The sequence below is a fragment of the Phenylobacterium sp. genome, from assembly GCF_016124325.1.
Classification (GTDB): domain Bacteria; phylum Pseudomonadota; class Alphaproteobacteria; order Caulobacterales; family Caulobacteraceae; genus Phenylobacterium.
The window spans coordinates 171,739-190,076 of sequence record NZ_WGNY01000008.1; the positions used below are offsets into that span (position 1 = coordinate 171,739).

An 18,338-nucleotide genomic window follows, 5' to 3' on the forward strand; every position below is an offset into this window, starting at 1 on the left:
GTGACGCCGCCGCCACGGCTCGGAGTCGGGGGCGCGCGCCACGGTCAAGCCGCGGTCTGCAGGCTGCGCCGGGCCACGCCGTCGCCAACGAGCCGCGCGTGCAGGGCGCAGACGGCGACCTTGTAGTCACGCTCGTTGATGATGAACTGCAGGTCGACGCGGCGGATGAGCTGCTGCATCCCCAGGATCTCGACTCCGGCGTCCGTCAGCGCCTGCGCCGCCACGGCCGTGAGGCCCGGCACGTTCAGGTCGCTGCCGATCGCCGAGACCAGGGCCACGCGCGAGGTGGAGATGGACGCGTTCGGGAACTGCCGCTCCAGGTCGCCGATCACCCGCTTGATCTGCTTCGGATTGGCGTCGACGTAGTGGGCGATGGTGTTGGCGTTCGACACCTTCGAGACGATCCGCACGCGATGCCGCGTCAGGGTCTCCAGGATGCCGGCGTCGTAGCCCTTCACCCCCACCATGTCCTGTTCGAACAGCTCCAGCGCGGTGATCCCCTGGGCGCCGGCGACGATCTCGACCCGCGGCTCCGCCGATACGAAGTCGGACCAGATCGTCGTGCCCTGGTCGCCCGGTTCGAAGGTGTTGCGCACGCACAGCGGGATGCCCGCCTGGCGCAGCCCCCCCGCGGCGCGCGGATGCAGCGCCTCCATGCCCAGGTTGGCCAGCTGGTCGGCGACGTCGTAGTTGGTCCGCCCGATCTTGCGCACCGCGTCCGCGCCCACGAGCTTGGGGTCGGCGCTGGAAAGGTGGAACTCCTTGTGCACGATCGCCTCGCGCGCGCCGGTCAGCACGGCGATGCGGCTGAACACCACCTCGCTGTAGCCGCGGCCGTACTCGGCCATCAGCCCCTCGCGCCCCTTGGCGTAGCCGGTGACGATGGCCAGCTCCGAGGTCAGATCGATACGGGCGAAGGCCGCCTCGATCTGCTCGTTCAGGCTCAAGGGCGACTGCTCGTCCCAGCCGGTCAGGTCCACCATGCGGGCGTTCACGCCCCGGCGGCGCAGTTCGCGCGTCAGGTTGAAGGCGCTGTGCGCCTCGCCGATCGAGGCCAGCATCTCGCGCACCGCGCCCAGCTGGCCGTCCAACCGGAAGTGGCCGTGGGCGCACAGGCGCTGCAGGTCCTCCAGGCACGAGCGCGCCCGGCGGACCCGCTCCTCCACGAAGGCGTCGGCCGCGTCGCGATCCTCGCCTTGCGGGAACCGCTCGGCGTTGAGCCGCCGCGCCTCGGCCGCCAGGTCGTCCAGGGCGGCGCGCCAGCCGCGCCCCTCCCCCGTCGCGTCGGCCACGAACATCGCGTAGACGCCCGGCTGGCCCGTCCGCTTGTGCTCCAGCAGGCGGTCGGTCATCCCCCCGTAGGCCGAGACCACGAAGGCCCGGCGGTACAGGGCCTGGCCCCGTCGCTCGCCGATGATGACGTTGTCGATCACCGCGCGGGTGTCCGACATCGACGTGCCGCCGATCTTCTCGACGGTATGGCCCGACATCAGGCCGCCCTCTCTTCGAGCAGGCCCCGGACCGGTCGGACGGCCTCCATCCCCTCGCGCGTGGCGATGAACGACGGACGCGGCGCGCGGCCCCCGAACGGCGCGACCAGCCGGTTCGAGACGGCGTTGTAGACCAGGAACGCATTGGCCCGCGGGTACGGCGTGATGTTGCCGTTCGAGCCGTGCATGGTGTTGCAGTCGAACACGACGATCGAACCCGCCGGCCCGGTGGGCGCGACGATGCCGCCCTCGTCCGCCAGCCGGCTCAGGCTGTCGCGGTCGGGGACGCCGTACTCCTGCTTGCGCAGCGACTGCTTGTAGTGGTCCTCCGGCGTCTCGCCGACGCAGGTGACGTAGTGCTTGTGCGATCCCGGCATCACCATCAGCGGTCCGTTGACCGGGTGGTTGTCGACGAGTTGCACCGACATCGACAGCGCCCGCATGCGCGGCATGCCGTCCTCGACGTGCCAGGTCTCGAAGTCGGAGTGCCAGTAGAACTCCTTGCCGTCGAAGCCGGTCTTGTAGTTCAGCCGCGACTGGTGGACGTAGACCTCGTCGCCGAGGATGTGGCGCGCGATCGAGACGAGGCGCTCGTCCGCGGCCAGGCGCGAGAACAGCCGGCTCTGCTCGTGGATCGCGAAGATCGAGCGCAGCACGCCGGAATTGGGCTCGGCGATCAGGGTCTCGGGGTCAACGGTTTCGGGCGAGCGGCGCAGGTGTTCCAGCTCGGCCTGCATGGCGGCCACTTCGTCAGCGTCGAGAACGCCATCCAGCACCAGGAAGCCGTCGCGCTCGAACGCCGCGGCCTGGGCGGCCGTCAGCGGCGCGCCATCGGCGGCGGGCGAATGGACCACGGGGTCCCGGCGCGGAAGCCATCGCGGCTCGGGCGCGACCCGGGACGGGTAAAGGTCATCTGTCATGTTACGCGATACTCCTTGCGCCTCAGACGGGCTCGGCTTCGAGCGGATAGGCGCCGGTCTCGTCGTGGACCTCGCGCCCCGTCACGGGCGGGTTGAACACGCAGGCCATCACCATCTCGGTGCGGCCGCGCAGGATGTGCCGGTCGTGCGTGTTCAGGGCGTACATCACGCCCGGGCGGATCTCGTGGATCTCGCCCGTCGCGAGGTCCTCGATCGAGCCCTCGCCGGAGATGCAGTACACGTTCTCCAGGTGGTTCTTGTAGTGCATCGGCAGCTCGGCGCCGGCGTAGATGGTGGTGATGTGGAACGAGAAGCCCATGCCGTCGTCCTTCAGGAGCAGGCGCGTGCTTTCCCACCCCTTGGAGACGACGCGGCGTCGGGTGCCGTTGGCTTCGGCGAGGTCGCGGACGATCATGGATATTCTCCTCAGGCTGCGGAGTTCAGCTCGGCGTCGCGCGCCTGAGCCACCGCGTTGGACAGGATGTCGAGGCCGCGCTCGAGGTCGGCGTCGTCGATGGTGAGGGGGGCCAGCACCTTGACGATCTGGTCATGGGCGCCGCTGGTCTCGATGATCAGGCCGCGCTCGAAGGCGGCGCTGACGATGCGTGACGAGACCTCGCCGCCGCCCACGTCGATGCCGCGCATCATGCCGCGGCCCTTCACGCCGACCACGACGTCGGGGTAGCGCGCGGCGATCTCCTCCAGGCGCGCGGCCAGCCGTTCGCCCTTGCGGCGCACGTCGGCCTCGAACGCCCCGTCGCCCCAGAAGGTCTCGATCGCCGCCCGGGCGGTGACGAAGGCGTGGCAGTTCCCGCGGAACGTGCCGTTGTGCTCGCCGGGCGTCCAGATGTCGCGCTCGGGCCGGATCAGGGTCAGCGCCATGGGCAGGCCCAGGCCCGACAGGGACTTGGCCATGGTGACGATGTCGGGGCTGATCCCCATGCCCTCGAAGCTGAAGAAGCTGCCCGTGCGGCCACAGCCGGCCTGGATGTCGTCGACGATGAAGAGGGCGCCGTGCTTGCGGGCCACCGCCTCGATGGCGCGCAGCCATTCGGCCGAGGCCACGTTCAGCCCGCCCTCGCCCTGAACCGTCTCGACCACGATGGCGGCCGGCGGATCGATCCCGCCGGAGGGATCGGAGAGCTGCTGGTCGAGTTGGGCGGCGGTGTCGACGTCCGGGCCGAAGTAGCTATCGTAGGCCGCCCGGGTCACGCCCTCCAGCGAGACGCCCGCCGCGCCGCGGTGGTGCTGGTTGCCCGTGGCCGCCAGCGCGCCCAGGGTCACGCCGTGGAAGCCGTTGGTGAAGGCGATCACATTGGTCCGCCCCGTGGCCTTGCGGGCCAGCTTCAGCGCCGCCTCGATGGCGTTGGCGCCCGTGGGGCCGGTGAACTGGGCGCGGTAGTAGAGGCCGCGCGGGCGCAGGATCACGCGCTCGAACGCCTCCAGGAACTCGGCCTTGGCCCGGCTGTGCATGTCCAGGCTGTGGGTCACCCCGTCGCCCAGGATGTAGTCGACCAGGCGCTGCTTCAGCACCGGGTGGTTGTGGCCGTAGTTCAGGGTCGAGCAGCCGCTCAGGAAATCGATCCAGGCGCGGCCCTTGGCGTCGTAGAGGTGCGATCCGCGGCCGCGCTCGAACACGGCCGGGAAGCTGCGGGAATACGAACGGACCCGGCTTTCCAGGCGTTCGAAGGTGGCGAATGGGCGCGGCGTCGCCGCGACTTCGGCGTCGTACATGGCGGTTTCGACTCTTGCTTTGAGGATCAGGGCCGCTGGGAGGCGGCGGGGAACGGTCCGATGGTGAGAAGGTGCTCGGTGGCGTGGCCGGTCGGCAGGTGGCCGCCTTCCAGCAGCCAGGGCTCGCGCGACGTCGGCGCGGCGAGACGCTCGGCCAACCGTCCGAACAGCGCCCAGGAGGCCTTGTTGTCGGCGGTGATCGTGGTCTTCAGCCGGCGCACGCCGCTGCAGGCGGGCCGTGCGAGAAGCGCGTCCAGCAGTCGGTCGCCCAGGCCCTGTCCGCGCGCGGCGGGACCGACAGCGACTTGCCAGACGAAGATGGTCTCGGGGTCTTCGGGCGGCCTGTAGCCCGAGAGCCAGCCGACCAGTTCACGGTCCCGGAACGCCGCCACGCAGGTCCCGGCGAAGTGCGCGCACTGCACGAGATTGCAGTACGCCGAATTCTCGTCGAGCGGCGGGCAGGACCGGATCAGCGCGTGGACGGCAGGACCATCCGAAACGTTCGGGGGCCGGAACGTGAAGCGCTCCGCCGATGCTGCGGAATGCCCCGTACGCCGCTTCGGCTCCCCGCGAAGCGTTGCGATATCCATGTCTATATATTTCGACATACGAACCAATCCGTCAACCCGAACGCATCGACAAACGGCAGAATGAGCCGATGGTTGCACAGATTTTCCCCGAAAGTCCGTGCGTCACCGAGGGGCGTCAACCCTCAATATTTCGATATTCAAAATATCTCGCGACAAGAGAGCGCCGCGGCTGGGGCCGGGCGCGATCTTGCGCGGCGACGAATCCGGGAGGACAAGTCGGGCTTCACGGTCGCGGGAACTTTGCGATGGAAAACCGGGTCGCCAGCGCGCTCATCGCGATCCGCCGGATCGTGCGCGCCGCCGAGTTCGCCGCCCGCAAGCTCGCGGCCACGTCGGGCCTCACCGCGTCGCAGATGGTCGTGCTGCAGATCATCGGGCGCACCGGCCGGCCCAGCGCGGGCGCCATCGCCGATCAGGCGCGGCTCAGCCAGGCCACGGTGACGGCCCTGCTGGACAAGCTCGAGGAGAAGGGCCTCATCGCGCGCAGCCGCGATCCCGGTGATCGTCGGCGGGTGACCGTCGCGCTGACCCCGCCCGGGATCGACGCGCTCTCTGTCCGGCCCGACGTCCTTCAGAACCGCTTCGCGGAGCGCTTCGAAAAGCTGGAAAGCTGGGAGCAGGCCGCGATCATCGCGGCGCTCGAGCGGGTGGCCGTGCTCATGGACGCCGAGGGCATCGACGCCTCCCCGATCCTCGACGTCGGTTCGCTCCAGCGCTCGGCCGAGCCCTGAAACGCGAAGGGAGCGCCGCGTCTCCGCGGCGCTCCCTCTTTCGCTTGGGGCCGGAGACGCGGGCCGGTCCAGGGGTGATCGGACCGTCCCGCGCCGCCGTCCGGGTCCCGCTCTAGAGCCTTCCCGGATCAGGTGGGATCACCTGATCCGGACGAGAAGGCTCGATCTTCAAGAGTGTAGAGCCCGTCCGTGCGGGTGAACCGGCATCCACTTCACCCTGACGGGCTCTAGTAGCGCAGGCGCACGTTCGCGAAGAACACCCGGCCCAGCACGTCGTAGGTGTTGGGGTAGCCGCTGTTCGACGGCGAGGCGTTGCCGCCCAGCACCGGGTACGATTCCTGGGTCAGGTTGCGCACGCCGGCCGTGAAGGCGACGTTCTCCGTCGCGGCCCAGTCCACCGACAGATCGAGGTAGTTCTTCGCCCCGATCCGCTCGACCGTATAGACCGTGCTGTTGTTGTCGTCGGTCACGTCGTCCAGGTGGTCCCAGACCAGCGTCGCGCCCCAGTCGCCGTACTTCCACCCGATCGTGGTGTGCAGCTTGTGGCGCGGCGTGATGCCGGTGCCGCCGCCGTTGCAGTTCGGGCCGAAGCGGTCGGCGCACTTCACCGGCTGCGAGATCGCGTCCGGATAGAAGATGTTCTTCCAGGTGTTGGTGTAGAGCGTCCGCACCGAGAACGAGCCCCAGTCGGGCAGGCCGGGCACGTCCTGCATGTCGAACCGGTAGCTGACCGAGACGTCCAGGCCCTGGTTGGCCTGCTTGGCGACGTTGCGCAGCTGCAGCGACACGAAGTCGATGCTGCCGTTGGCCAGGCGGTTGACCGCCGAGCAGTACGGGGAGTTCGGGTTCCCGTTCACCGTCGCGTTCTTGTAGCAGACGTTCAGCACGTTGGCCGTGCTGCCGCCGAACGCGGCGATGTAGTCCTTGATCTTGATGTCGAAGAAATCGACCGTGACCGACAGGTTCGGCACGTAGTGCGGCTGGTAGACGAAGCCGGCCGTGTAGGTGTCGGCCTTTTCCGGCTCCAGGTTCGGGTTGCCGCCGCTGATCGTCTGGGTCTGCTGGTTGGCCTGGATCACGCCCACCAGGTTCGCCGCCACGCCCGAGTTGATGCAGGCCTGGCGCACCGCCGCATTGGGGTTGCCCTGGGCCGAGCACGGGTCGGTCGCGGTCGGGAAGCTGTTCCCGCGCGGGCCGAACAGTTCGCCCACCGACGGCGCGCGCACCGCGCGGTTGTACGAGGCGCGCAGGCGCAGGTCGTCATAGACTTCCCAGTCGCCGGCCACCTTGTAGGTCTTGGTGGTCTTGGACTGGCTCGAGTAGTCGGACAGACGCCCGGCGAGTTCGAGGTTCAGTTCCTTGACCAGCGGCAGGTCCTTCAGCAGCGGGACCCGGGCTTCGCCGGAGAGTTCGTAGACGTCGATGTAGCCCGAAACCGGCGGCGAGGCGTTGAAGCCGGTCAGGTTGCCGACCGCCAGGTCCTGGCTGGGCCGGAACGCGAACTCGTCCGAGCGGTATTCGGCGCCGATCGCGAAGCCGATCGGGCCGGCCGGCAGGCTGAAGAAGTTCTCCGTGTCGCCGCTGATGAACGCCTGGGCGACGATTTCCTCGAAGTCCTGCGACGAGTTGATCCGCGTGGCGATGAAGTCCGCCGCGGCCTTGCTGATGTTGCCCTGGCCGAACAGGTTGATCGGCACGCAGCCGTTGGACGGGTCGGAGCAGGCCGTGCCCGTGGCGTTCAGCAGCAGGGCCTGCTGGATGCGCTGCAGGCTGGTGTCGCCCAGCAGCGAGTTCGAGCCGTGGGTGTTGCCGTACTGGAACGACGTCTCCCACTGGCCGTTGATGAAGCCCAGCTTGCCGGTCAGGCCGGCCTGCATCTGGAAGCCGTAGAAGTTGAACTGCGAAACCCGCGGGCCCGACTCCGTCAGGCGGCGGTTGAACACGCCGGTGACCGTGTCGAAGATCCCATCGCCGTCGGTGTCGACGTCGGTGTAGGTGCCGGCCGCCCACGGCGAGCTCGAGGGGATCGTGTACTGGGTCGTCGAGCCCAGGCTGTTCAGCGCCTGCTTGGCCGCGGCCGTCAGGAACGGGTTGTTGTCCAGCGTGAAGCGGAACACACGGCTGCCGACCGGGGTCGGGGCGAGCTGGGTGGTGACGCGGCTGTTGACGAAATTGCCCTTCAGCGTCGCTTCGATGTCGTCGGTGATCTTGTAGCGGCCGACGGCCGTCACCGAGTAGCGCTCCTGGGGCGTCTGCTCGTAGTTCACCGGAGCGAAGTTGTAGGTGTCGGGCGCGCCCGCGTAGAGGCGCACGTTGCCGTCGGTGAGGAACAGCGCCGAGTTGGCGGCGTTGTTGGCCACGCCCGGCAGCGTCACGAATCGGCCCGCCACGAACGGGTTCACGCGGCCCGGCTCGATCGAGCCCGAACCCGAGAAGATCAGCGTGCCCGCCTTGGCGCCGCCCGTCGGCTCGCCGAGCGAGACGTGCAGCTTGTCCTGCGGCGAGTCGCCCTGGAAGAAGGGCTCGCGCTTGTTGTAGCCGAGGCTCAGCATCATGTTGCCGCGGCCGTCGGCGATGTTGGCGCCCATGGTGGCGCTCACGTCGTAGGTCTTGGCGTCGCCCTCGTCCGTCATGGACGTGCCGGCGCGGAACTCAAGCCCTTCGAAATCACGCTTCAGGATGAAGTTGACGACGCCGGCGATGGCGTCCGAGCCGTACACGGCCGAGGCGCCGCCCGTGACCACGTCGATGCGGTCGATCATGGCCGGCGGGATCAGGTTGATGTCCACCGAGCCGGTCGAGGTGGTCGGCACCTGGCGCTTGCCGTCCACCAGCACCAGGGTGCGGGTCGAGCCCAGGCCGCGCAGGTTGACGGTGGCGACGCCGCCGTTGCCGTTGTTGACCGTGCCGGTCACGCCCGGCGCCGTCTGCGGCAGGGTGTTCAGCAGGTTCTCGGTGTTGACCACGCCCTTGGCGGCCAGTTCGGCGGCGCCGACCGTGGCCAGCGGGCTCACGGAGGTCAGGTCGGGACGGGCGATACGCGAACCGGTGACGACGAGTTCGGTCACCGTCTCCTGCGCGAACGCAGGCGCCGAGACCACAACCGCACCCAGCACCGTGGTCGCCAAAAGGCGGCCCCGCGTGGACGACTTCATTGACATGGGCAGCTCCAGACATAGGCGAAGATGCGCCCGCACGCCCCACGGCGCGGTCGTCAACGCCCCCCCTCGCCAACCTCTTTGGCGAGCTCTGGCGCTACGGCTGGGATCAGTCGGAAGGGGCGTCAAGGCTTGCCGGGGCGGTTCGCCCGTGTGACATGTCGAACATTGATTACTGTTACTCGCGAGCCACAATTTTGCTGCAAATTCCGATAGTTACGCATGCGTAACTGGTTACCGAGGTTACTCACGACTTGGGCTGTCGGGCGCCGCGGATTCGCCCGATGACCGACATCCGGATCCAGGCCGGCCGCGCGCCGGAACCGTTCGCCGAGGGCTACCGCCGGGACGGGGTCGTGCAGGTTCCCGGCTTCCTCGAGCCCGCCGCCGCCGAGGCGGTCGGCGACCTCCTGGCGCGCCTGCCGTACGTCATCGTGGCGCCCGACGCGGGCGGCGAGACGCTGGTCATCTCCGACGAGGTGCTGCGCCGGTTCGGCGAGCAGCAGGTGCGCGCGTTCCTGCAGGACACCCTGAAGCGGGCCGCCTCCGGCTTCGCCTTCATCCACCAGAGCTATGCGCTCCAGGACGAGTACGCCCGCGCGCCCGACCAGCCCGTCGCCCGGGTCACCGAGTTCCTCCAGAGCCGGACCTTCCTCGACTTCGGCCAGGCGCTGACGGGCGAGCGGATCGACGGCGTGCGCGTCCAGGCGTCCAACTACCGGCGCGGCGACTTCCTCACCCTGCACGACGACAGCCACGGCAAGGACGACCGCGTCGCCGCCTTCACCCTCGGATTCACCCGCGGCTGGCGGCCCGACTGGGGCGGCCAGCTCCTGTTCCACGACGCCCGCGGCGACGTCGTCCGCGGCTTCGCCCCGCGCTTCAACGTGCTGACCGTCTTCCGCACGCCCCAGCCCCACTCGGTGGCCGCCGTCGCCGCCTACGCCGCCGCGCCGCGCCTGTCGCTCACCGGCTGGTTCGTCCGCGAGCGGGGCTGAGCGCTTGGACCTGCGTCCCCGCCTCGCCCCCGGCCTCGCGGCCGCCGACTACGCCCAGGCCTACGCCCGGGACGGCGTGGTCCAGATCGACGGCCTGTTCCCGCCGGAGGTCGCCGATGCGCTCGCCGACACGCTCGCGCGGCGCACCGTCTGGTCGCTGGTCCACGCCGACCCCCAGGGCGGCCACGCCGTCCTGTCGCCCGACGCCATGGCCCGGCTCGGGCCGGACGAGATACGGGCGCGGCTCGAGGCGGCGATGCGGCGCGCCGCCGACGGCTTCGCCTACCTCTACCTCGTCTATCCGATGATCGACGCCTACGTGGACGGCCGCGATCCCGGCCATCCGCTGCACGCCGTGACCGAGTTCCTCAACGGCCCCGACTTCATCGCCTTCGCCGCGGCGGTGACCGGCGAAACGGTGGTCAAGGTCGACGCCCAGGCCACCTGCTACCGCCCCGGCCACTTCCTCACCCTGCACGACGACCGCGGCGTGGGCGAACGCCGCGCCGCCTACACCCTCGGCCTCACCCAGGGATGGCGGCCGGACTGGGGCGGCCAGCTGCTGTTCCACGACGCGGCGCGCGACGTCGTCCACGGCTTCGCGCCGCGCTTCAACACGCTCACCCTGTTCAAGGTCCCGCTGGCGCACTCCGTGGCGCCGGTCGCGGCCTACGCCGCCCGGCCCCGGCTGACGATCACAGGGTGGCTTCGAGACGATCCGCCCTATGGCCCGCTCTGACCACGGCCCGGATCAGGCCCTCGATGGCGGCCAGTTCGGCCAGCGCCTCGGCGTCGCCGGCCAGGGCCTGCTCGATCAGGCTGGAGACCGCCGCGTGGGCCGGTCGCGGCCGGGGGCTGGACGGCCGCCCGCCGCGCAGGCCGCCGAGCGCCATGGCGCGGGCCTGGGTGACCATGCGCGTGTTGACCGGATGCAGGGCGGCGGCGATCTCGCGCAGCGCGTCGTCGGCGTCGCCTCCCGGCGGCAGGACGAAGTCGGGCAGCCCGAACTGGAGGATCGCCCGCGCCTCCGACGAGGCCTTCTTGAACGCCGTGCGGGTGCAGTTCAGCTGGCCGGCCAGCGTCGCCATCGCGCTTTGCAGGGCCGTCTCCGCGTCGCAGCCGCTGGCCCAGCGCAGGTAGAGCGCCAGTCCGGCGATCCGCTTGGGCGCGCTCAACGGAAGGCCGCCCCGGACCGGCGCGTGCCGGTCGAGTTGCTCGAAGAGGCCGTTGGCCGCCTCGAGCGCGCAGTCAACCGGACGTACCCCGGCCAGGCCGAAGGCGCTCACAGATCACTCCCCCACGGGCGCAGCGACGGCGCCGCCTACGTTACCGCCTCGGGTAACACCGATGCCGGAAGTGTTGAAGCAGGTCACGACCACCCGTGCGACAATATCAGAAGCGTTGCATTACGGTAACAGCACCGGAAATGAAGTACTGTCGGGCAGAAATGGAGTATTGCGATGTATTTACTTCGGTGCGCGATCTTTCTCGCCGCCGCGGGCTGCGCGGGATCCGCCCTCGGTGGCGAGGCGCCAAGCCCCGCGCTCGAGGGGCTCGCGGCGTGCGGCGCGGTCGCTGAGCCGGCGGCCCGCGCGTCCTGCTACGACGCCGCCTACGGCGCCCTCAGCCGGGCGGTCTCGGCGGGCGACGTGATCATCGTGCAGCGCCAGGAGGCCCAGGCCGCCCAGCGCGGCGCCTTCGGCCTCAACCTGCCCCAGCTCTCGATCTTCGACCGCGCCAACCCCGACGCCAAGCCGCTGGAGAACGTCGTCGGCGAGGCCCGGAGCGTGCGCCGGGACGAATATGGCAAGTGGATCGTCGAACTGGCCGACGGCGCCGTCTGGCGGCAGACCGACAACGAGGTGCTGGCGCCGCCGCCGCGCCCCGGTTCGCGCGTCGAGATCCGCCGTGCGGCCTTCGGCAGCTACTTCATGCGCATCGACGATCACAAGGGCGTCCGCGCCAAGCGCAGCGAATAGGGCGTCCCGTCAGGCGCAGGCGGGCGCCGCGTCGGCGTCGCGGATGAGCGCCGCGACCTCGGCCAGCTCGGCCAGGGCCGCCGCGTCGCCGGCCGCCGCCCGCGCGATGAGGCCGGACACCGCCGCCTGGGCCCGGCGCGGCTGCGGTCCGGGCCGCCGGCCGCCGCGCAGTCCCCCATAGGCCGCCGCCCGCGCCTGGGTCACCGCGCGCATGTTCAGCCGGTGCAGCGCCGACACGATCTCGCGCAGCGTCTGGAGCGCCGTGCCGTCCGGAGAGGCGGCGAAGTCGGCCAGGCCGAATTCGAGGATGGCCCTGGCTTCCGACGACACCTTCCTCAGCGCGCCCCGCGTCGTGTTCAGGCGCTCCTCGAGGCAGTTCATCGCCAGCCGCAGCGCCGCGTCGGTCTCGAGCGCGTAGGCCGTGCGGACATAGAGCGCCAGCGCCGCGATCCGCTTCGGCGCGCTCAGCGGCGGGCCGCGGCGGGCCGGGGCGAAGCGGTCCAGGTGCTCGACGAGACCCTCGGCGGCGTTGGCCGCCCGGTCGTTCCGCCGCGCCTCCCACGAGCCCAAGCCGTCCACCCGCCTTCTCCCTGCCGGGCCCCTGCCCTGCGATCGACGCGGGGTCGGGTAGCATCGGCGTCGGCGCCGCTGAAGCGCTCGCGGGTAGGTTGTGAGACAATGTCGTCGAGGCCCGACCGCTCACGGGCCGGTTGTGAGCCGGCTTCGCAGCCGCCGCCGCGCCAGACAGCCTCAGGCCAGCAGCTCGCGGGTGTGGCGGGCGATGATCCCTTCCTCGTCGGTGGGGATCACCCACACCTCCAGCCGCGATTCGGCGGCGCTGATCCGGCCCGGGCCGGCGGCGTTGGCTTCGGGGTCCAGCACGCACCCCAGCCAGTCCAGCCGCGCGCAGACGCGGCGGCGGATCTCCGGGGCGTTTTCGCCGACGCCGGCGGTGAAGACCAGGCCGTCCAGCCCGCCCATCGAGGCCGCCAGCGCCCCGGCCTCGCGCACGATGCGGAACACGAAGAGGTCGATCGCCGCGGCCGCCCGCGGATCGTCGCTGGCCAGCAACGCGCGCATGTCGCCGCTGATCCCCGAGACGCCCAGCAGCCCCGAGCGCTTGTAGAGCAGGTCGCCCACCGCCTCGGGGCTCAGGCCGTGGGCCTGTTGCAGGTGCAGCACCACCCCGGGGTCCAGCGCCCCGCAGCGGGTGCCCATCACCAGCCCGTCCAGCGCCGTGAATCCCATGGTGGTGTCGGCGCTGCGCCCGCCCCGCATCGCGCAGAGGCTGGCCCCGGCGCCCAGGTGGGCCGCGATCGTCCGCCCGGCGGCCAGGCGCGGCGACAGCTCCGCCACGCGGCCCGCGATGAACTCGTACGACAGGCCGTGGAAGCCGTAGCGGCGCACCCCGCGCGCCTCCCACTCAAGCGGCAGGCCGAACCGGTCCACCTCGGGGGCGTGACCGTGGTGGAAGGCGGTGTCGAAACAGGCCACCTGCGGCACGCCCGGCGCCACCGCCATCGCCGCGCGTACGGCCGCCAGGTTGTGCGGCTCATGCAGGGGCGCCAGCGGCGACAGCGCGTCCAGCCGCGCCAGCAGCTCGGCGTCCAGCCGCACCGGCCGCCAGAACTCCGATCCGCCATGCACGATCCGGTGGCCCACGGCCGCGGGCCGCGCCCCGCCCAGCGCCCCTTCGATCCAATCGAACACCGCGCCCAGCAGCGCCTCGTGGCTGAGGTGTTCGCCGGCCGGCCACCGCCGCTCCTCGGCCGCCCCGTCGCCGGCCCGCGCCGTCAGGTGCGGCGCCGAGCCGATGCCTTCCACCTGCCCCGCCGCAACACGCCGCAGGCCGGCGCCGTCGGCGTCGAACACGGCGAACTTCAGGCTCGACGAGCCCGCGTTGAGCGTCAGCAGCGGAACCGTCATCGGGCGACGGGCGGCTTCACGGCCAGGACGGCCTGGCCCGCCATCAGCACCGCCACCGCGCACGAGGCGATGCGCGTGCGCTCCGAGTCGGCCCGGCTGGTCAGGATGATCGGAACCCGCGCGCCCAGCACCACCCCGGCCGCGTCCGCCCCGCCCAGGAAGGTGAGCTGCTTGGCCAGGATGTTGCCCGACACCAGGTCCGGCACCACCAGCACGTCGGCGTGGCCCGCCACCGGCGAGACGATCCCCTTGTCGCGCGCCGCTTCGGCGCTGATGGCGTTGTCGAACGCCAGCGGCCCGTCCAGCAGACCGCCCACGATCTGCCGCCGGTCGGCCATCTTGCACAGCGCCGCGGCGTCCAGGGTCGAGACGATCTCGGGATTGACCGTCTCCACGGCCGACAGGATCGCCACCTTCGGCTCGGCGATCCCCATGACGTGGGCCAGGTCGATGGCGTTCTGGACGATGTCCTTCTTGTCCATCAGGTCGGGCTGGATGTTGATCGCCGCGTCGGTGATGAACAGCGGCCCCGGCCGGCCCGGCAGGCTCATGATGTAGACATGGCTGATCCGCCGCTCGGTGCGCAGGCCGGTGTCCGAGGCCATCACCGCGTGCATCAGTTCGTCGGTGTGCAGCGAGCCCTTCATCAGCAGGCCGGCCTCGCCCCGCCGCACCAGCTCCACGGCGCGCGCCGCCGCGGCGTGGCTGTGCGGGGCGGGCTCCAGGCGCAGGCCCGAGATGTCCAGCCCGGCGGCCTCAGCGGCGGCGCGGATCTTGTCCTCCGGCCCCACCAGGATCGGCGCGATCAGCCCCAGCCCGGCCGCCTCCAGCGCCGCGCCCAGCGAGAGCGCGTCGCAGGGATGCGCCACCGCCGTCGCCACCGGCTCCAGGCCGCCGCACCGGGCCAGCAGCGCCCTGTGCCAGGCGTGCGCGCCGCCGTCCGCTCCCGCGCCTTCGTCCATCGCCGGCTCCCGTACTCGACTGTGCGGCGCACCTTAGCGCGGGATCGCGTCGCGGTGTTGACGCCGCGCAATATCGCCCCTCCCCCGCGCTCCGCCGCCCGCTCCTCCCCCGCACGCGGGGGAGGTGGCGCCCCGAAGGGGTGACGGAGGGGGCCCGGCCCCTACCCGCCCGGCTTGCGCACGTAGCGCACCACCGCCCGCTGGCCCACCTGGGCGCCGTAGATGCGGCCCTGGGCGTCCACCCACATGCCCTCGGCGCCGCTGGTGGCGGTCTTGTCGGGGTCGGCCTGGTCGTCGGGGACGAAGGCCGTCACCTTCCCCGTCCGGGCGTCGCCGATCCGCACGCCGCGCTTCCAGCCGGGATGGTGGCCATAGCCTTCGGGTTCGCGCGACTCGGAATCGGCCACGTAGAGCGCGCCCTTGGCGTCCACGAACAGCCCGCTGGGCCGGCCGAACTGGGGCCAGACCTCCAGCAGCTTGCCCTCGGTGTCGAACACCTCGACGCGGTCGTTCCAGCGGTCGGCCACATAGACCCGGCCATGGCCGTCCAGGGCGATCCCGTGCGGAACCTCCACCTGCCCGGGCGCCGCCCCCCGCGTCCCCCACTGCTTCAGGAACCGCCCCTGGGCGTCCAGCTTGACGATCCGGTGCGCGCCCTTGCCCTGGGTGTGGCCGTCAGCGACGTAGATCGTCCCGTCCTTCGCCACCGCCACGGCGTTCGGCTCCACGAAGGTGTCGGGCCCCTCCGCCGAGACCCCGGCCTTGCCCAGCGCCCGGATCAGCTTGCCGGTGCGGTCGAACTCGAACACCTGCGCGCCCTTGCCGCCCTCCACGCGGTTGTCGGTGAGCCAGATGTGGTCCTGCGCATCCACGAAGAAGCCGTGCGGGAAGTTGAACATCCCCGCCCCGAACGCCCGGACAAACCGCCCGTCGGCGTCGAACTCCATGATCGGGGCCAGCGGGCTCCCGGCGCAGCTGTTGGCTCCGCAGCGGTCGGCCACCCAGATGTGCCCGCGGCTGTCCACCGCCACCCCGCTGGTCGAGCCCATGGTCCGGCCCGGCGGCAGCTTCAGGAAATCCCGCTCGGTCGCGTAGGGATTGGGATAGCCGTTGGGGTCGGCCGCGGTGGCCGCCGCATCCCCGGCCGTCCCGGCGTCGGGCCGGAAGGCGTCCAGGCGGATCGTCGCCAGCATCTCGCTGCGCTTCGCCAGCTCGGTGTCGCCGGCCGGGAAGCCGTTGAACTTCAGCACATAGGCCAGCACGTCGGCGTAGGTCTCGCGCCCCAGCGAACCCGGCCGCACCATCGGCATGGTGGTCCGCGTGCGGTCGAACAGGTCGCCCAGCGTGAGGCCGTTCCAGCTCGACAGGAACTCCGGCCCCGCCAGCGGCTTGGCCTCGCCCGTGCCCGCCAGCGCCGCCCCGTGGCAGACGGCGCAGTTCTGGAGATAGGCCGCCCGCCCCCGGTCGGCCTGCTCGTCGGTGTAGACGCCGTCCCACACGCTGCGTTCGGCGTCCTGCGCCCGCGGCTGCCCCGCCGTCAGCGCCAGCAGGCCCACCGCCAGCGCCGCCGCGCTCCGCGTTCTCAAGCGCACCCTAGTCCTCCGTCTGCGGCAGGGCGTAGGCGATGTACTCGCCCGAATAGACGCCACCGCTCACCGCCACGATCAGATACTGGCGGCCGTTCACGCTGTAGGTCATCGGCGAACCCGACTGCGGCGCGGGCATCCAGATCGCCCCGACTTCCTTGCCCGTGGCCTTGTCGTAGGCCCGCAGCATGGCGCCGCGCGGATGGTCCTTGGTGGTCGTCACCTGGCTGTCGCCGGCGATCACCAGCGACTTGGTCACCAGCGTGCCGATCTGGAAGCTCGCCTGGCCCGTGCGCGGGATGTCGAGGCCCTTCAGCGCCGGGTTGTTGCGGATGAAGTCCGGCGTCTCCCCGTGCGGGACCTGCCAGACGATGTCGCCGGTATCGAGGTTGATGGCGCTGATCGTGGCGTAGGGCGGCTTCAAGAGCGGCAGGCCGTCCACCGACAGCCTTCCCGCGCCGCCGCCGCCGCTGGCGGCCGGACGCTTCGGCGGAGGCGGGGCGTCGGCGCCCACGTTCTCGCCCGGCCCGCGGATCATGCTCACCGGCTGGCCCGCCACGCCGATCATATAGCGCAGGTCGGTCATCCCCTCGGGCGGGGTCTGCAGCCCGTATGAGCCCATGCAGGCGTTGCAGGCGTAGAGGTAGGCGATGTGGGTCTCGGGATCGAACGAGCCGCCCGGCCAGTTGGTCCCGCCCTGCGGCGAGAAGCTCAGCAACCCTAGCGGCCCCGGCTGGGTGCTGATCACCGGCGGGGTGTAGACCGGCCCCAGCTTGTAGTGCTTGGCCACCTCCAGCGCCTTGGCGCGCAGCTCGGGCGTGAAGTCGATCAGGTCGTCCTCGCTGACGCCGTTGCGGGCGTAGGCGGCGGGCTTGGTCGGGATCGGCTGGGTCGGCGCGTACCACTCGCCCGGCACGTCGCCCTTCGGGACCTTGGTCTCCTTGATCGGCCAGACGGGTTTCCCGGTCGCCCGGTCGAACACGTAGAGGAAGCCCTGCTTCGACGGCAGCGCCACCGCCTTGATCGGCTTGCCGCCCACAACGATGTCCATCAGCAGCGGCGCCGAGGAATTGTCGTAGTCCCAGATCTCGTGATGGATCAGCTGGAAGTGCCACTTCCGCTGGCCGGTGGTCAGGTCCACCGCGACGAGGCTGTTGCCGAACAGGCCGTTCCCCGGCCGGTGGCCGCCGTAGAAGTCGCTCGTCGGGCTCTCCACGGCCAGGTAGGCGGTGTTCAGCGCCTCGTCGACCGTCACCTGGGTCCAGACGCCGGTGTTTCCCGTGGTCTCGGCCGAGCCGTCCAGCCAGGTGTCGTAGCCGAACTCACCCGGCTTCGGGATGGTGTGGAAGGTCCACAGCCGCTTGCCCGTGCGCACGTCGTAGGCGCGCACATAGCCCTTGGTGTTGGCCTTCTTCGCCGGGGTGAAGCCCTCGCGGAACGCCGAGCCCACGATGATGACATTGCCCGAGACGGTCGGCGCCGAGTGCAGCCCCGCCTCGCCCTCCACGAGGTCGATGTCCTGGTCGAAGTCCGTCTTCAGGTCGACCGAGCCGCCGTCGCCGAAGCCCGCGACGCGCTGGCCGGTCTTCGCGTCCAGCGCCACCAGCCGGTAGCCGGGCGTCACATAGAGGATCCGCCGGTCGTCGCCGCTCGCCCAGTAGGCCAGGCCGCGCCCCGACAGCTGCCGCGGCGAGGCCGCCCCCCGCGCGCCCTCGCGCTCGGAATGCACCCACATCAGCTCGCCGGTCGTGGCGTCCAGCGCCACCACCCCGCGCCGCGACCCGGCGGTGGCGTAGATCACGCCCCCCACCTCAAGCGGCGTGCCTTCCAGCTTGAACTCGGGGCGGTTGCCGATGTTGTCGGTCTTGAACCGCCAGGCCACCTCCAGGTTCTCGAAGTTGCCGGCGTTGATCTGGTCCAGCGGCCGGTAGCGGCTGCCCGCCAGGTCGGCCGTGTAGGTGGGCCATTCCACATCGCCCGTCTGGGCGCGGACGGCGCCGGCCGTCAGCAGGGCCGCCGCGGCGGCGAGCCCGGTCGCAAACGCTTTCATCTTCCCCCCCCCCCCCCCCCCCCCCCCCCCGCCCCGCACCCCGGGCCTCGCCGCGGCGCCCCTTGCGGCGGGGCCCACCGCCCAACGGCCCGCGATCAACCGGGCCGTCGACAGCCACAGGGATAGGCCCTAACCGGGGGGGGGGGGGGGGGGGGGAAGATGAGAGCGTTTGCGACCGGGCTCGCCGCCGCGGCGGCCCTGCTGACGGCCGGCG

General features: G+C 71.1%; 15 protein-coding genes and 1 pseudogene. 4 read left to right on the forward strand and 12 right to left on the reverse strand.

The annotated features are described in order from the left end of the window. Positions 1–44: 44 nt before the first annotated feature. The 5 genes from GC203_RS04325 to ectA are packed head-to-tail and all read right to left on the reverse strand — an operon-like array spanning position 45 to position 4,734. Positions 45–1,490, reverse strand: coding sequence for an aspartate kinase (locus GC203_RS04325; protein ID WP_293451694.1), 1,446 nt, complete (start codon positions 1,488–1,490; stop codon positions 45–47). Next, on the reverse strand, positions 1,490–2,410 hold the full coding sequence (gene thpD / locus GC203_RS04330; RefSeq protein ID WP_293451696.1) for an ectoine hydroxylase: 921 nt from the start codon (positions 2,408–2,410) through the stop codon (positions 1,490–1,492). The genes GC203_RS04325 and thpD overlap by 1 nt, the downstream gene beginning before the upstream one ends. 22 nt (positions 2,411–2,432) lie before the next feature. Next, complete coding sequence (locus GC203_RS04335) at positions 2,433–2,825, reverse strand: ectoine synthase (RefSeq protein ID WP_293451698.1); 393 nt, start codon at positions 2,823–2,825, stop codon at positions 2,433–2,435. A gap of 11 nt (positions 2,826–2,836) precedes the next feature. Next, entirely contained in the window at positions 2,837–4,144 is a 1,308-nt protein-coding gene (ectB, locus tag GC203_RS04340; protein WP_293451700.1) for a diaminobutyrate--2-oxoglutarate transaminase, read from the reverse strand. Between the two features lie 26 nt (positions 4,145–4,170). After that, a complete protein-coding gene (gene ectA / locus GC203_RS04345; RefSeq protein WP_293451702.1) occupies positions 4,171–4,734 on the reverse strand; it encodes a diaminobutyrate acetyltransferase in 564 nt (187 codons plus the stop codon). A 245-nt stretch (positions 4,735–4,979) separates the two neighbouring features. On the opposite strand from ectA, the gene GC203_RS04350 reads away from it, so the two are divergent. After that, a complete protein-coding gene (locus tag GC203_RS04350; protein WP_293451704.1) occupies positions 4,980–5,465 on the forward strand; it encodes a MarR family transcriptional regulator in 486 nt (161 codons plus the stop codon). A 227-nt stretch (positions 5,466–5,692) separates the two neighbouring features. Here GC203_RS04350 and GC203_RS04355 read toward each other — a convergent pair whose 3' ends face one another. Further along, positions 5,693–8,626: a TonB-dependent receptor gene (locus tag GC203_RS04355; protein ID WP_293451706.1), complete on the reverse strand. Its 2,934-nt coding sequence runs from the start codon at positions 8,624–8,626 to the stop codon at positions 5,693–5,695. A 281-nt stretch (positions 8,627–8,907) separates the two neighbouring features. Here GC203_RS04355 and GC203_RS04360 point away from each other — a divergent pair, with 281 nt between their 5' ends. Beyond that, the gene (locus GC203_RS04360; RefSeq protein ID WP_293451708.1) at positions 8,908–9,621 is read left to right on the forward strand and encodes a 2OG-Fe(II) oxygenase family protein; all 714 of its coding nucleotides are present in this window, start codon (positions 8,908–8,910) and stop codon (positions 9,619–9,621) included. A gap of 4 nt (positions 9,622–9,625) precedes the next feature. Further along, positions 9,626–10,360, forward strand: a complete 735-nt coding sequence (locus tag GC203_RS04365; RefSeq protein ID WP_293451710.1) for a 2OG-Fe(II) oxygenase family protein — start codon at positions 9,626–9,628, stop codon at positions 10,358–10,360. Here the strand turns inward: GC203_RS04365 and GC203_RS04370 are convergent. Next, positions 10,317–10,907 (reverse strand): hypothetical protein, encoded by a 591-nt coding sequence (locus GC203_RS04370; protein ID WP_293451712.1) that lies wholly within the window; start codon positions 10,905–10,907, stop codon positions 10,317–10,319. The two genes, GC203_RS04365 and GC203_RS04370, sit on opposite strands and share 44 nt — an antisense overlap. Before the next feature lie 174 nt (positions 10,908–11,081). Here GC203_RS04370 and GC203_RS04375 point away from each other — a divergent pair, with 174 nt between their 5' ends. Next, on the forward strand, positions 11,082–11,600 hold the full coding sequence (locus GC203_RS04375; RefSeq protein WP_293451714.1) for a hypothetical protein: 519 nt from the start codon (positions 11,082–11,084) through the stop codon (positions 11,598–11,600). A 9-nt stretch (positions 11,601–11,609) separates the two neighbouring features. Here the strand turns inward: GC203_RS04375 and GC203_RS04380 are convergent, their stop codons facing one another. The 5 genes and pseudogenes from GC203_RS04380 to GC203_RS04400 form a co-directional block, all read right to left on the reverse strand. Continuing rightward, the gene (locus GC203_RS04380) at positions 11,610–12,179 is read right to left on the reverse strand and encodes a hypothetical protein (protein ID WP_293451716.1); all 570 of its coding nucleotides are present in this window, start codon (positions 12,177–12,179) and stop codon (positions 11,610–11,612) included. Between the two features lie 171 nt (positions 12,180–12,350). Beyond that, positions 12,351–13,526, reverse strand: a complete 1,176-nt coding sequence (locus tag GC203_RS04385) for an acetate/propionate family kinase (RefSeq protein ID WP_293451718.1) — start codon at positions 13,524–13,526, stop codon at positions 12,351–12,353. Continuing rightward, positions 13,523–14,506: pseudogene (locus GC203_RS04390) on the reverse strand (bifunctional enoyl-CoA hydratase/phosphate acetyltransferase); the annotation flags it as partial. The gene GC203_RS04385 and the pseudogene GC203_RS04390, both read right to left, overlap by 4 nt. A gap of 143 nt (positions 14,507–14,649) precedes the next feature. Further along, the gene (locus GC203_RS04395; protein WP_293451720.1) at positions 14,650–16,080 is read right to left on the reverse strand and encodes an SMP-30/gluconolactonase/LRE family protein; all 1,431 of its coding nucleotides are present in this window, start codon (positions 16,078–16,080) and stop codon (positions 14,650–14,652) included. Position 16,081: 1 nt separating this feature from the next. Next, positions 16,082–18,124, reverse strand: a complete 2,043-nt coding sequence (locus GC203_RS04400; RefSeq protein ID WP_293451722.1) for a PQQ-binding-like beta-propeller repeat protein — start codon at positions 18,122–18,124, stop codon at positions 16,082–16,084. Positions 18,125–18,338: the final 214 nt, after the last annotated feature.